The 12,680-nt window shown below is 72.3% G+C and carries 11 protein-coding genes; 8 read left to right on the top strand and 3 right to left on the bottom strand.

The window, feature by feature from the left end; genetic code table 11:
• Window positions 1–49: 49 nt before the first annotated feature.
• On the bottom strand, window positions 50–721 hold the full coding sequence (locus tag ACFZAT_RS13555) for a 1-acyl-sn-glycerol-3-phosphate acyltransferase (protein ID WP_073967842.1): 672 nt from the start codon (window positions 719–721) through the stop codon (window positions 50–52).
• A gap of 234 nt (window positions 722–955) precedes the next feature.
• On the opposite strand from ACFZAT_RS13555, the gene ACFZAT_RS13550 reads away from it, so the two are divergent.
• Together ACFZAT_RS13550 and ACFZAT_RS13545 are read left to right on the top strand one after the other, a co-directional pair.
• A complete protein-coding gene (locus ACFZAT_RS13550) occupies window positions 956–2,140 on the top strand; it encodes a glycerophosphodiester phosphodiesterase family protein (RefSeq protein ID WP_391263849.1) in 1,185 nt (394 codons plus the stop codon).
• A 204-nt stretch (window positions 2,141–2,344) separates the two neighbouring features.
• The gene (locus tag ACFZAT_RS13545; RefSeq protein ID WP_391263847.1) at window positions 2,345–2,851 is read left to right on the top strand and encodes a GNAT family N-acetyltransferase; all 507 of its coding nucleotides are present in this window, start codon (window positions 2,345–2,347) and stop codon (window positions 2,849–2,851) included.
• Window positions 2,852–2,876: 25 nt separating this feature from the next.
• On the opposite strand, the gene ACFZAT_RS13540 is transcribed toward ACFZAT_RS13545, so the two are convergent.
• Window positions 2,877–3,311 (bottom strand): hypothetical protein, encoded by a 435-nt coding sequence (locus ACFZAT_RS13540; RefSeq protein WP_391263845.1) that lies wholly within the window; start codon window positions 3,309–3,311, stop codon window positions 2,877–2,879.
• Between the two features lie 2 nt (window positions 3,312–3,313).
• Window positions 3,314–3,673 carry a hypothetical protein gene (locus ACFZAT_RS13535; protein ID WP_018103833.1) on the bottom strand — a complete coding sequence of 120 codons (360 nt, stop codon included), beginning with the start codon at window positions 3,671–3,673 and terminating at the stop codon, window positions 3,314–3,316.
• Between the two features lie 550 nt (window positions 3,674–4,223).
• Between ACFZAT_RS13535 and ACFZAT_RS13530 the strand changes: the two genes are divergently transcribed.
• From ACFZAT_RS13530 to cobT, 6 genes are all read left to right on the top strand, one after another.
• Window positions 4,224–5,273 carry an ATP-binding cassette domain-containing protein gene (locus ACFZAT_RS13530; protein WP_391263842.1) on the top strand — a complete coding sequence of 350 codons (1,050 nt, stop codon included), beginning with the start codon at window positions 4,224–4,226 and terminating at the stop codon, window positions 5,271–5,273.
• Entirely contained in the window at window positions 5,270–5,938 is a 669-nt protein-coding gene (locus ACFZAT_RS13525) for an ABC transporter permease subunit (protein ID WP_391263840.1), read from the top strand. Before ACFZAT_RS13530 ends, ACFZAT_RS13525 begins: the two co-directional genes overlap by 4 nt.
• Before the next feature lie 71 nt (window positions 5,939–6,009).
• A complete protein-coding gene (locus ACFZAT_RS13520; RefSeq protein ID WP_391263838.1) occupies window positions 6,010–6,858 on the top strand; it encodes a MetQ/NlpA family ABC transporter substrate-binding protein in 849 nt (282 codons plus the stop codon).
• 102 nt (window positions 6,859–6,960) lie between these two features.
• Window positions 6,961–7,638 carry a GNAT family N-acetyltransferase gene (locus ACFZAT_RS13515; protein ID WP_073967835.1) on the top strand — a complete coding sequence of 226 codons (678 nt, stop codon included), beginning with the start codon at window positions 6,961–6,963 and terminating at the stop codon, window positions 7,636–7,638.
• A 108-nt stretch (window positions 7,639–7,746) separates the two neighbouring features.
• Window positions 7,747–8,985, top strand: a complete 1,239-nt coding sequence (gene cbiE / locus ACFZAT_RS13510) for a precorrin-6y C5,15-methyltransferase (decarboxylating) subunit CbiE (RefSeq protein WP_391263835.1) — start codon at window positions 7,747–7,749, stop codon at window positions 8,983–8,985.
• 332 nt (window positions 8,986–9,317) lie between these two features.
• A complete protein-coding gene (gene cobT / locus ACFZAT_RS13505) occupies window positions 9,318–12,494 on the top strand; it encodes a nicotinate-nucleotide--dimethylbenzimidazole phosphoribosyltransferase (protein ID WP_391263833.1) in 3,177 nt (1,058 codons plus the stop codon).
• Window positions 12,495–12,680 lie beyond the last annotated feature (186 nt).

Below are 12,680 nucleotides of genomic sequence, written 5' to 3'. Positions count from 1 at the left end.
GGGCCCGCCCCCGAGACCGGGGGCGGGCCCTCTCGTACGCTTCGCCGGGTCAGGCGGCCTTCGCCTTGGTCGCGTACATGTCCACGTACTCCTGGCCGGACAGGCGCATCACCTCGGCCATCACGGAGTCGGTCACCGCCCGCAGCACATAGCGGTCGCGGTCCATGCCCTCGTAGCGCGAGAACTCCATCGGCTCACCGAAGCGCACCGTCACCTTGCCCGGCCGGGGCAGACCCGAGCCGCCGGGCTGGAGCTTGTCCGTGCCGATCATCGCGAACGGCACCACCGGCGCACCCGTCATCAGCGTCAGCCGCGCGATGCCCGTACGGCCCCGGTAGAGCCGGCCGTCGGGGGAGCGGGTGCCCTCCGGATAGATCGCGAACGCCTTGCCCTCCTCCAGGATCCGGCGCCCCGTCATCAGCGCGGCGACACCGCCGCGCCCGCCGTCCCGGTCCACCGGGATCATGCCGACGCCCGTGAAGAACCAGGCCATCAGCCGGCCCTTGAGTCCCTTGCCCGTCACGTACTCGTCCTTGCCGATGAAGAACACCGGACGGTCGCAGCAGATCGGCATGATCATCGAGTCGATGAACGTCAGATGGTTGCCCGCCAGGATCACCGGCCCGCTGCCCGGAATGTTCTCGATGCCCTCCATCCGGGGACGGAACATCAGGCGCAGGATCGGTCCGAGCACTGCCTTGATGAGTGCGAGACGGGACAACGCTTCCTCCGGTGTAGTGGCCGGGCCGGCCGGGGTGACGGATTGTAAAGGTCCATGCAGGTGAGGACGATACTCGCGGGTACCGGCCGATCGCACATCGGGTTCACGCATCGGATACACCGTGTTGACGTGTGTTCGCGCCATGTTCGTCCAGGTGCCGCCCCCAGGACCGTACCTCTGCCTACGCTCGATCCTCGCTCGACAGGTGCCGTACATCACATGTGAGGAGCATTCATGACAGAGCGTGCACAGGCCGCGCCGGGACGCCGGACCGTCATCGGGGCGGGGGCAGCCGTCCTCGGCACCGCCGCCCTGGGCGTCACCACAACGGCGCAGGCGGCCGACCGGAACGGCGGACACGGGGGCCACGGCGGCCACCGCCTCGACCTGCCGGTCCCGACCGTCATCGGCCACCGGGGCACCAGCGGCTACCGCCCCGAACACACCCTGGGCTCCTACCAGCTCGCCCTGGACATGGGTGCGCACATCATCGAGCAGGACCTCGTCCCCACCCGCGACGGCCACCTCGTCTGCCGCCACGAGAACGACATCACCGCCACCACCGACGTCTCCGCGCACCCCGAGTTCGCGAACCGCCGGACCACCAAGACCGTCGACGGCGTCCCCCTCACCGGCTGGTTCACCGAGGACTTCACCCTCGCCGAGCTCAAGACGCTCCGCGCCAAGGAGCGCATCCCGGCCAATCGCCAGAAGAACACGCTGTACGACGGCCGCTGGGAGGTCCCCACCTTCGAGGAGGTCCTGCGCTGGGCCGACCGCGAGGGCCGCCGCCGCGGGAAGCCCGTCTGGCTGTACGTCGAGACCAAGCACCCCACCTACTTCCGGGGCCTCGGACTCGGCCTGGAGGAGCCGCTCGCCAAGCTGCTGCGCCGCTACGGACGCCACCGCGCCCAGTCGCCGGTGATCCTCCAGTCCTTCGAACCCGGCAGCGTCCAGCGCCTGGCCCGGCTCGTCGCGGCCCCGCGCATCGTCCTGCTCTCCGGCACGGGCACCAAGCCCTGGGACTTCGAGGTGTCCGGCGACCCGCGCACCACGGACGACCTGGTGAAGCCGGCGGGCCTGAAGTGGATGGCCTCCTTCGCGCAGGGCATCGGTCCCACCCTGGACCTGGTCATCCCCAAGGACGCCACCGGCCGGCTCACCGAGCCCACCACCCTGGTGCGCGACGCCCACGCGCAGGGCCTCGTCCTCCACCCGTACACGATGCGCAACGAGAACACCTTCCTGCCCGCCGACTTCCGGCGCGGCAGCGACCCCAACGCGTACGGGGACGCGTTCGGCGCGTTCGCCGCGTACTTCGCGACCGGGATCGACGGCATCTTCTCCGACAACCCGGACACCGCCCTGCTCGCGGCGGCGGACTTCACGGCGCAGAAGGCGAGGAACGCCAAGAACTAGAGCGGCGGGCCCGACTCCCCGTCAGTAACCGGCTCCCGTCACATCGCAGGGGAGTTGGCTATGTCACAGGGGAGTTTGGGCCCCATCCGTTCCCGATGCCTTGGATGTCTGCGCAGAATGCTCGCGGCGGAGGTTGTCGCTCCTGAACCGTGGGAAAGGAGCGGGAGACAACCGGCGGATCAGGTGAGCGGGAGGCATGCGCACATGGGCATGAGCGTGACCATCTCGGCGGCGGACGTGCGGGACGCCGAAGAGATTCTGAAGCTGCAGTACCTCTGTTTCCAGAGCGAGGCGGAGCTGTACGGCAATTACCGCATCGACCCGCTCGTCCAGACCCTCGACTCGGTACGCGCCGAGATCGCGGAGAACCTGGTCTACGTGGCACGGCTCGGCGACCAGGTCGTCGGCTCGGTGCGGGGCTCGACCGACGACGAGGGTACCGGCCAGATCGGCAGGCTCTGCGTCCACCCCCGCCTGCGCGGCCACGGGCTCGGCGCCCGGCTGCTGCGCGCGGCGGAGGCGGGCCTCGCCGACGAGCGCGCCGCCACCCGCTTCCGGCTGCACACCGGCCATCGCAGCGAGGCCAACCTGAGGCTCTACCAGCGCGCGGGCTACGCCGCCGTGGGCAACGCCCCGGGCAGCGACGGGGTCATGATGATCCTGCTGGAGAAGGAGGCCCAGGCCCCGACCGCGTACGTGGCCAGCGCCTAGTCGTACACGCGCCGCGCGCGGGCTCTCAAGCGGTCCGGGCGCGGCGCAGCCACATCATCCCGGTGACCGGCAGGATCACCGGGATGAACAGGTAGTCCCGGCCGCAGTACGACCACACGGTCGCGTCGGCGAACGCGGACGGCTCCACCAGCGTCCACGTGCCCACGATCAGCACCCCGGCCAGCTCGGCCGCGCAGCACACCAGCGCCGTCCGGCGCGCCCGCTCGCCGCCGCGCACCAGCGAGTACGTGATGAAGCCGTAGACGAGCGCGGCGACCGCCGACAGCACATAGGCCAGGGGTGCGCGGCCGAAGTCCAGGATCATCTGGACGATCGAACGGGACGCCGCGGCCACGGTGAACACGCCGTAGAACCAGACGAGGACCCGGCCGGGACCGGTGCCGAGGTCGAAGGGCCGCTTCTCGCCGGGCGCCGCCTGCGTGGTGTCGGTGTCGGTCACGGTCAGCTTCCCCAGATGTCGTAGAGCCGTACTTCGAGGACGGCCAGGACGACCGCGCCCGCCGCCACCGTCACCGAGCCCCAGCGGGTCCGTTCGCTCAGTGACAGGAACCCCGCCGCCGGTACGGCGAGGAACGCCCCGGCGAGGTACGCGATGAAGATGGTCATGCCCTGCTCGGGCCGCTCGCCCCGGGCCAGCTGCACGATCCCCGTCACCAGCTGCGCCAGGGCCAGCAGCGAGACGACGGCCATGCCGATGAAGTGCCAGTCCTTGGTGGGCTGGTCCCGGTAGGCGGCGTATCCGCACCAGGCGGCGAGGGCGAGGGCGGCCACGGCGACCGCGACCGTCAGGGCGTCGAGCATGAGCCGAGGGTATTACGGCGCGCCGGGCCCGCCGTCCTCGCCCCCGGTTCGCCGGGGATCGTGGCCTTGACCACAGGGTGCGCTGCGTCCGGGCGCCGGGGGAGGGGCTTGGCCGGGTCTGCGACGAGCGCATCGTCGCAGGTCAGAGCGGTGTGACTGGAAAGCTTCGGCTGATACGGGACCGCCGCGCCGGCCCATCCATGGCTGTCCGCTATCCGGACAACCGGTCCGGCGGCGAACTCACGTCTGTTTTACTTGGGCCCATGACCACGACGAGCAGCCGCACCCTTGCGACCGAGGCGATCACGACGCCCGGTGCTCGTTGTATGGGTCGAATGCGCGCCTTCTGAGGGCCCACGACCGAGCCTCGCGCCCCGAAGCGAGATCCTTCCCGGCCGCCCGTACGGGCCCCGGCCCGCGGTGACCGCCGCGCCCGGACGCCCCGGGAACCGCTCGGAACGTCCGATCGAAAACGTCCGGATCACCCCCGGACGCATGCCCCGTGCCCGGCGGACACCGCGCCGCGCACTCGACAGTGACGGAAACCCCTGTGATCACCACGACGGGCCTCACGAAGGTCTACCGTTCGCGCGACCGCGAGGTCACCGCCCTGGACGGCGTCGACCTCCACGTACGCGAGGGCGAGGTGTACGGCGTCATCGGCCGAAGCGGTGCCGGCAAGTCGTCCCTCATCCGCTGCGTCAACCTCCTGGAGCGCCCCACCTCCGGCACCGTGACCGTGGCCGGCCAGGACCTCACCGCCCTCGCGGGCCGGGGCCGCCGGGCCGGCAAGGAGCTGCGCGAGGCGCGCAGCCGCATCGGCATGGTCTTCCAGCACTTCAACCTGCTGGCCTCCCGCACCGTGCAGCGCAACGTCGAACTCCCCCTGGAGATCCTCGGCGTCACCGGCCGCGAGCGCTCCCGCAAGGCCCTCGAACTCCTCGACCTGGTCGGCCTCGCCGACAAGGCCAAGGCCTACCCGGGCCAGCTCTCCGGCGGCCAGAAGCAGCGCGTCGGCATCGCCCGCGCCCTCGCCGGCGACCCCAAGGTGCTGCTGTCCGACGAGGCGACCTCCGCCCTGGACCCCGAGACCACCCGCTCCATCCTCCAGCTGCTGCGCGACCTCAACCAGCAGCTCGGACTCACTGTCCTGCTCATCACGCACGAGATGGATGTCGTCAAGACCGTCTGCGACTCCGCCGCGCTGATGCGGGGCGGCCGGATCGTGGAGTCCGGCACCGTCGGTGAACTGCTCGCCACCCCCGGCTCCGAGCTGGCCCACGAGCTGTTCCCCGTCGGCGGCACCGCCTCCGCGCCCGACCGCACCGTCGTGGACGTCACCTTCCACGGCGAGGCCGCCGCCCGCCCGGTGATCTCCCAGCTCTCCCGTACGTACAACATCGACATCTCGATCCTCGGCGCCGCCATGGACACTGTCGGCGGCAAGCAGATCGGGCGCATGCGCATCGAACTGCCCGGCCCGTTCGAGGAGAACGTCGTCCCGATCGGCTTCCTGCGCGAGCAGGGCCTCCAGGCCGAGCTCGTGGACGCCGCACCCGTCTCCGTACCCGCACCGCTCACCAAGGAGGTGGCGAAGTGACCTGGTCCGAAATGCAGCCGCTGCTGTCGCAGGGCACCGTCGACACCCTCTACATGGTGCTGTGGTCCGCCCTCGTCACCGTCCTGGTCGGACTGCCCCTCGGCGTCCTCCTCGTCCTCACCGACAAGGGCGGACTGCTCCAGAACACCCCGGTGAACAAGGTCGTCGGCGTGATCGTGAACATCGGCCGCTCGCTGCCGTTCATCATCCTGCTGATCGCCCTGATCCCGTTCACCACCTGGGTCGTCGGCACCTTCATCGGCCCCACCGCCATGATCGTGCCGCTCGCCGTCGGAGCCATCCCGTTCTTCGCCCGGCTGGTCGAGACGGCGGTGCGCGAGGTCGACCACGGGCTCGTCGAGGCGGTCCAGTCGATGGGCGGTTCCATCCCGACGATCGTGCGCAAGGTCCTCCTCCCGCAGGCCCTGCCCTCCCTGGTCTCGGGGATCACCACCACCGTCATCGTGCTCATCGGCTACTCCGCGATGGCCGGCGCGGTCGGCGGCGAAGGGCTCGGCTCCAAGGCCGTCACCTACGGATTCCAGCGCTTCGACAACCGGTTCATGCTGATCACGGTCGCGCTGCTGATCGTCATCGTGACCCTCGTCCAGTTGATCGGCGACCTCGCCGTCCGCCTGCTGGCCCGCCGCGGCCGCACCTCCTGACCTTTCTCCCCACCAAGCCCGCACTCCTTGTCCGGGCGCACCACCATCACCACCTGAAAGAGGCACTTTTCGTGCGTACCAGCATCAAGATCACCGCCGCCGCCGCGGCCACCACCGCCCTCGCCCTCGGCCTCACCGCCTGCGGCACGGACTCCGACCCGTCGTCCAAGAGCGGCGACACCTCCAAGGCGCTCGTCGTCGCCGCGTCCCCGACGCCGCACGCCGACATCCTCGGCTTCGTCAAGAAGAACCTCGCCGAGAAGGCCGGCCTCAAGCTGGAGGTCAAGGAGTTCACGGACTACGTCCTGCCGAACACCGCCACCGAGACCGGCCAGGTCGACGCCAACTTCTTCCAGCACCAGCCCTACCTGGACGACTTCAACAAGAAGAACGACACCCACCTGGTCTCCGTCGGCACCGTCCACCTCGAACCCCTCGGCCTCTACTCCAAGAAGGCCAAGAGCCTCGACGCCATCAAGGCCGGCCAGACCATCGCCGTCCCCAACGACACCACCAACGAGGGCCGCGCGCTCCAGCTGCTCGCCGAGAACCACCTCATCACCCTCAAGGACGGCGTCGGCACCAGCGCCAAGCTGAGCGACATCACCGACAAGAAGGGCCTGAAGTTCAAGGAGCTGGAGGCCGCCACGGTCCCGCGCGCCCTGAACGACGTGGACGCCGCCGTCATCAACGGCAACTACGCGATCGAGGCCAAGCTCAAGCCCGCGAAGGACGCCCTCGTCCTGGAGAAGGCCGACGGCAACCCGTACGCCAACATCGTCGCCGTCAAGAAGGGCAACGAGAAGGACCCGCGTGTCCAGAAGCTCGTGAAGCTCCTCCACTCCGACGAGGTCAAGAAGTTCATCGACGACACCTACCAGGGCTCGGTCGTCCCGGCCTTCGGTGACGCCAAGTCCTGACCCGTACGCGGCACTTGCCCCAGGAGCCCCGCACCCCCCGCCCGGGGGGTGCGGGGCTCCGCCGTACCGACCCGGCCATGCACGCGCCCCCGGCGATGCTGCATGCTGTGCATTTACACGGTCTTCGGCATGGAGCTGCGCATGACTTCCACCTTCCCGGACATCTCCATCAGCACGGACCGGCTGGTGCTGCGCCCATTCGACATGGCGGACATCCCCGCGTACATCGAGATGATGAACGACGAGCTGGTCACCGCCTGGACCGACGCACCCCACCCCTACACCCAGGTCGACGCCGAACGCTGGGTGCGCAGAATCGCTCCGGCACACCGCACCAAGGGCGACGGGATCGCCCTGGCCGTCACCGAGTTCCTCACCCAGCGCCTCGTCGGCTCCGTGCGGCTGCGCAACACCGACTGGCGCACCCTGTCCACCGAGGCCGCCTACATCACCGCGCCCTGGGCCCGCGGCGAGGGCTACGCCACCGAATCCGTGCTCGCCGTCGCCCAGTGGCTCTTCCGCGACCAGGGCTTCGAGCGCATCGAACTGCGCACCGCGGCCGACAACACCGCCTCCCAGCAGGTGGCCCAGAAACTCGGCTGCATCAGCGAGGGCGTCCTGCGCAACGCCCGCATAGCGCGCTCCCAGACGGAGGACGGCGGATGGACCGACATCCGCACCGACCTCATCGTCTGGGGCCTGCTCCCCGAAGACCTCGAAGGCGTCGCCGAGCAGCTCGCCGACGCCGGCGGCTACGGCACCTACAACGACTGGAACTGACCGGCGACGGGGCCCCGGCAGCCGGCCGGAGGGCACCCGGTAACCTCACCCTGCCCGCACCCGGGCAACCTGCCCCGCCTGCGACGACTCCAGGAGAATGACACCAAGATGGCCGACCGGGTCACAGTGATCGGCTGGGACGGCTCGCCGCTGAACAGAGCGGCCACCGCAGCGCTCTCGGCCGCGACCCTGGTCGCCGGAGCCGCCCACCACCTCGCGCTGCCCGAAATCCCCCGGAGCGCCGAACGCATCCGCCTCGGCTCCGTCGACCTCGCGGCCCGCCGCATCGCGGGCCACCGCGGCAGCGCCGTCGTTCTCGCCGACGGCGACCCCGGCTTCTTCGGCGTCGTCCGCACCCTGCGCGTCCCGCAGCACGGCCTGGAGGTCGAGGTCGTCCCGGCCGTGTCCTCCGTCGCCACCGCCTTCGCCCGCGCCGGCATGCCCTGGGAGGACGCCCAGACGGTCGTCGCCCACCCCCGCACCCTGCGCCGCGCCGTGAACGTCTGCCGCGCCCACCACAAGGTCGCCGTCCTCACCTCGCCCGGCGCCGGACCCGCCGAACTGGCCCTGCTCCTCGAAGGCGTCCACCGCACGTTCGTCATCTGCGAGGAGCTGGGCACCGACCGCGAACAGGTCACCGTCGTCACCTCGGACACCGCCGCCGACCACGTCTGGCGCGACCCCAACGTCGTCATCGTCATCGGCGGCGGCCCCGAACACCAGGCCGACGGCGCCTGGATCGCCGGCCGCCACCCCGCCTACCCGCAGGGAGTACGGGGATGGGCCCTGCCCGCCGGCGCCTACCCGGACCCCGGCGCGCGCCCGGCGGGGGAGGGCGGGGAGGGCGAGCAACCCGTCCTGCGCGCCGCCCAGCTCGCCCACCTCGGCCCCCGCACCGGCGACCTCGTCTGGGACATCGGCTCCGGGGGCGGCGCGCTGGCCGTCGAGGCGGCCCGCTTCGGAGCGGCGGTCCTCGCCGTGGACAGCGACCCCGACGCCTGCGCCCGCACCACGGCCGCCGCACGCGCCTTCGGCGTGCAGCTCCAGGTCGTCGAGGGCCGCGCCCCGCACGTGCTGGAACGGCTGCCCGAGCCCGATGTCGTACGCATCGGAGGCGGCGGAGTCCCTGTCGCCACCGCCGTCGCGGACCGTCGTCCGGAGCGCATCGTCACGCACGCCTCCACCCGCGACGAGGCCGAGGCACTCGGTGCCGCACTGGCCGGAAACGGCTACACGGTCGACTGCTCGCTCCTCCAGTCCGTGGAACTCGACACGGCCGCCTGGTCGGAGCGCGAACGCACGGTCGTCTTTCTGCTTTCCGCACTTCGTTCGGACCTTGCCCCCTGACCCGTCGGCAAGCGGTGCGAGGTAGGCTGGCCGATCGTCGCACCGCTCCCGGACGTTCGTCGCTTCGTTCGTCAATGTCCGGAAAAGGGGACCGTTTTGGTCCCCGTTGTGGTACGGCAGCACCCTGGGACGCGCAACGTGGCGCAGTCCACAGCGGGCCGTGGCGAAATGAGCTGCCGCGGCGGCGAACGACCGCGAGAATGCAGGATGTCCGCGACCGATTCGTGCCGCGCGGCGCGCCCGCTCGTTCCACCGGACGAGCACCGCGTGCCGTGTCCGGGCGTCCCCGGGCGAAGGGCCGAAGGAGCACTGACGATGGGCGAGGGGAACGCATGAGTGACACCGGCCGGATCCCGGGCGAGGGACTGCCGGAGAACGCGGGCACGGTGGAGCAGCCGGGCGCCCCCGCGCCCGACTCCTACACCTACCTCGAACCCTCCGCGCACACCCCCGAGGACGACGACCTCCTCCTGATGCCGAGCGCCCAGGGCGCCTGGGGCGAACCCCAGCCGGCCGCTCAGCCGACGGATCCCTACACGGACCCCGCCGCGCAGGGCGCCTACCAGCCGCACCTCCACCCCCAGCCGGCCGACCCGGCGCACGCCCAGGGCCCCGTCCAGCTCCAGGAGCAGGCCCCCGCGTACGCCATGCACCAGGCCGCCGCCGCGCCGCTGCCCGAGACCGGCCCCGGCACGCACGAGTCCGGAGGCCGCGACTCCGGCTCCGTCGACCTCGGCGCCGTCCGCATCCCCGCCCCCGCCGCGCAGCCGCCCGTGCGCCGCCCGCTGCACCGCGGCCCGGCCTCGCCCGAGCCGTCCTACGGGGGTACGGCGGGGGCCGGTGTGGTCCGCTCCCTGGCCGACCGCGGCCCCGCCGGCGCACCCCCCGCCCGCCACGCGGGCCCGGTGACGGCCGAGCCCGAGTACTTCGGCCCCCAGCCGACGGACCAGCCCCTCCCGGGCCCCCAGCTGGGCGAGATCCCGCCGCAGACGGCCCACCAGTGGACGGCCCCGGAGGCGCCGGTCGCCGAGCAGCCGGTCGTGGAGCCCGTGGCGCCGGAGGCGCCCGTCGTGGAGCCCGCGCCCGTTGCCCCGGCGGCCGAGGCACCGGCGCCCGAGGCACAGGTTGCCGAGACGGAGGCCCCGGCGCCGGTCGCCGAGCAGCCGGTCGCAGGGCCCGTGGCGGAGCCCGAGCCGGTGGCCGTGGCGGAGCCGGCCCAAGTCGTGGCGCCGGAGCCCGTCGCCGTGGTGGAACCCGAGCCGGTCCCGGTCGCGGAGCCCGCACCTGCCACCGAGCCGCCGGCGGAGCCCGTGCAGGCGGCCGAGCCGGAGCCCGTGCGGGCCGCCGAGCCGGAGCCCCTTCCGGCCGCGCAGCCGGAGCCGGTGGCCGTGGTGGAGCCCGTGGCGGCCCCCGAACCGGAGCCCGCACCGGCCCCGGCCGCCGAACCGGAGCCCGTCGCGGTGGCGGAGCCTGTGGCGGCCCCCGAGCCGCAGCCGGTCCCGGTGGTCGAGCCGGAGCCCGTACCGGTCGCCGAGGCGGCACCGCTCGCCGAGCCCGTACCGGCTGCCGAGCCGCAGCCCGAGGCCGCGGCCGAGCCCGTGCCGGCCCCCGAGCCGCAGGCCGCCCCCGAGCCGGAGGCCATCCCCCCGGCCGCCGAACAGCCGATACAGCCGGAGGCACCCGCCCCCGAGCCCGGCCCCGAGGTCATCGAGACCCCGGACCTCAGCGACGAGGCGGAGCCCGTACCGGCCGAGGCCCCCGAAGCGGCGCCCGCCACGCCCCCCGCGCCCGGCTACGACGACGCCGAGCGCGAAGCGGTCCTGCGGGTCATGCGGGAGCGCCGGGACATCCGCAACGGCTTCCGCAGCGACCCCATCCCGCACGAGGTGCTGCTGCGCGTCCTGGAGGCCGCGCACACGGCGCCCAGCGTCGGCCACTCGCAGCCGTGGGACTTCGTGGTCATCCGGTCCGCCGAGACGCGCCGCTCGATGCACGAGCTGGCGCAGCAGCAGCGCGAGGCGTACGCGAAGTCGCTGCCGAAGGCGCGGGCGAAGCAGTTCAAGGAACTCAAGATCGAGGCGATCCTCGACACCCCGGTCAACATCGTCGTGACCGCCGACCCGACGCGGGGCGGCCGCCACACGCTGGGCCGGCACACACAACCGCAGATGGCGCCGTACTCGTCGGCGCTCGCCGTGGAGAACCTGTGGCTGGCGGCACGCGCCGAGGGCCTGGGCGTGGGCTGGGTCAGCTTCTTCGACGAGCGCGAGATGGTGCGCGCGCTGGGACTGCCGGAGCACCTGGAGATCGTGGCGTACCTCTGCGTGGGGTACGTGGACGAGTTCCCCGAGGACCCGGAGCTGATGCAGGCGGGCTGGTCGAAGCGGCGCCCGCTGTCCTGGGTCGTCCACGAGGAGACGTACGGCCGCCGCGCCCTGCCCGGCGAGGCGCCGCACGATCTGCTCCAGGAGACGATCTCCAACATCCGCCCGCTGGACGCCAAGGCGCTCGGCGAGGCGTGGGAGCGCCAGAAGCGGATGACGAAGCCGGCCGGTGCGCTCGGCATGCTGGAGATCATCTCGGCGCAGCTGGCCGGGCTCTCCCGGATGTGCCCGCCGCCGATCCCCGAGCCGGCGGCCGTCGCGGTGTTCGCGGGCGACCACGGGGTGCACGCGCAGGGCGTCACGGCGTGGCCCCAGGAGGTCACCGGCCAGATGATCGCGAACATGCTCGGCGGCGGGGCGGTGTGCAACGCGTTCGCGTCCCAGGTGGGCGCCGAGGTGTGCGTGGTCGACGTGGGCGCGGTCGCGGAACTGCCCCCGATGCCGGGCCTGCTGCCCCGGAAGGTACGGGCGGGCACGGCGGACTTCACCACGGGCCCCGCGCTCACCCGCGAGGAGGTCCACGCGGCGATCGAGGTCGGCATCGAGACCGCCCGCGACCTGGTGGCGGCGGGCAACAAGGGCCTGCTGACCGGCGAGATGGGCATCGCGAACACGACGGCGTCGGCCGCGCTGATCTGCGTGTACACCGGGATGGACCCGGCCGAGGTCACGGGCCGGGGCACGGGCATCAACGACGAGATGCACGCCCGCAAGATCGACGTGGTGCGGCGCGCGCTGGAACTCCACCAGCCCGACCCGGCGGACCCGATCGGCGTCCTGGCGGCCGTCGGCGGCCTGGAGCACGCCGCGATGGCCGGCTTCCTGCTGGGCGGCGCGTCGCTGCGCACGCCGGTCATTCTGGACGGCGTCAGCGCGGGCGCGGCCGCCCTGGTGGCCCGGGCGATCGCCCCGGAGGCCCTGGCCGCGTGCATCGCGGGCCACCGCAGCGCGGAGCCGGGCCATGTCGCCGCCCTCAACAAGCTGGGCCTGCGCCCGCTGGTCGACCTGGACCTCCGCCTCGGCGAAGGCACGGGGGCGCTGCTGGCGCTGCCGATCGTGCAGAGCGCTGCGCGGGCGATGCACGAGGTGGCGACGTTCGACTCGGCGGGCGTGACGGAGAAGTAGCACGGCTCGTTGCGGGGGCTCTGCCCCCGTACCCTCGCTGCTCAACCGCCGCAGGGGCTTGATTTTCGCCTCCGTCGTCGCAGATGTGCGGCGACGGAGGCAAATCCGGCCTCGCCGGCGTTTGAGGCGCGGGGTCCGGGGCGGAGCCCCGGTTTCGGGAAGGGGCGGGGAGGGGACATGGCCCGC

It is taken from the genome of Streptomyces sp. NPDC008163, from assembly GCF_042956885.1.
GTDB lineage: Bacteria > Actinomycetota > Actinomycetes > Streptomycetales > Streptomycetaceae > Streptomyces > Streptomyces drozdowiczii_A.
The sequence above is the reverse complement of the archived record's forward strand: the minus strand, read 5'-3'. Positions and strand labels throughout refer to the sequence as shown.

Coding starts and splice junctions, on each gene's coding strand:
- ACFZAT_RS13550 (WP_391263849.1), top strand. CDS start 956: ATGACAGAGCGTGCACAGGCCGCGCCGGGACGCCGGACCGTCATCGGG.
- ACFZAT_RS13545 (WP_391263847.1), top strand. CDS start 2,345: ATGGGCATGAGCGTGACCATCTCGGCGGCGGACGTGCGGGACGCCGAA.
- ACFZAT_RS13535 (WP_018103833.1), bottom strand. CDS start 3,673: ATGCTCGACGCCCTGACGGTCGCGGTCGCCGTGGCCGCCCTCGCCCTC.
- ACFZAT_RS13515 (WP_073967835.1), top strand. CDS start 6,961: ATGCTGTGCATTTACACGGTCTTCGGCATGGAGCTGCGCATGACTTCC.
- cbiE (WP_391263835.1), top strand. CDS start 7,747: ATGGCCGACCGGGTCACAGTGATCGGCTGGGACGGCTCGCCGCTGAAC.
- cobT (WP_391263833.1), top strand. CDS start 9,318: ATGAGTGACACCGGCCGGATCCCGGGCGAGGGACTGCCGGAGAACGCG.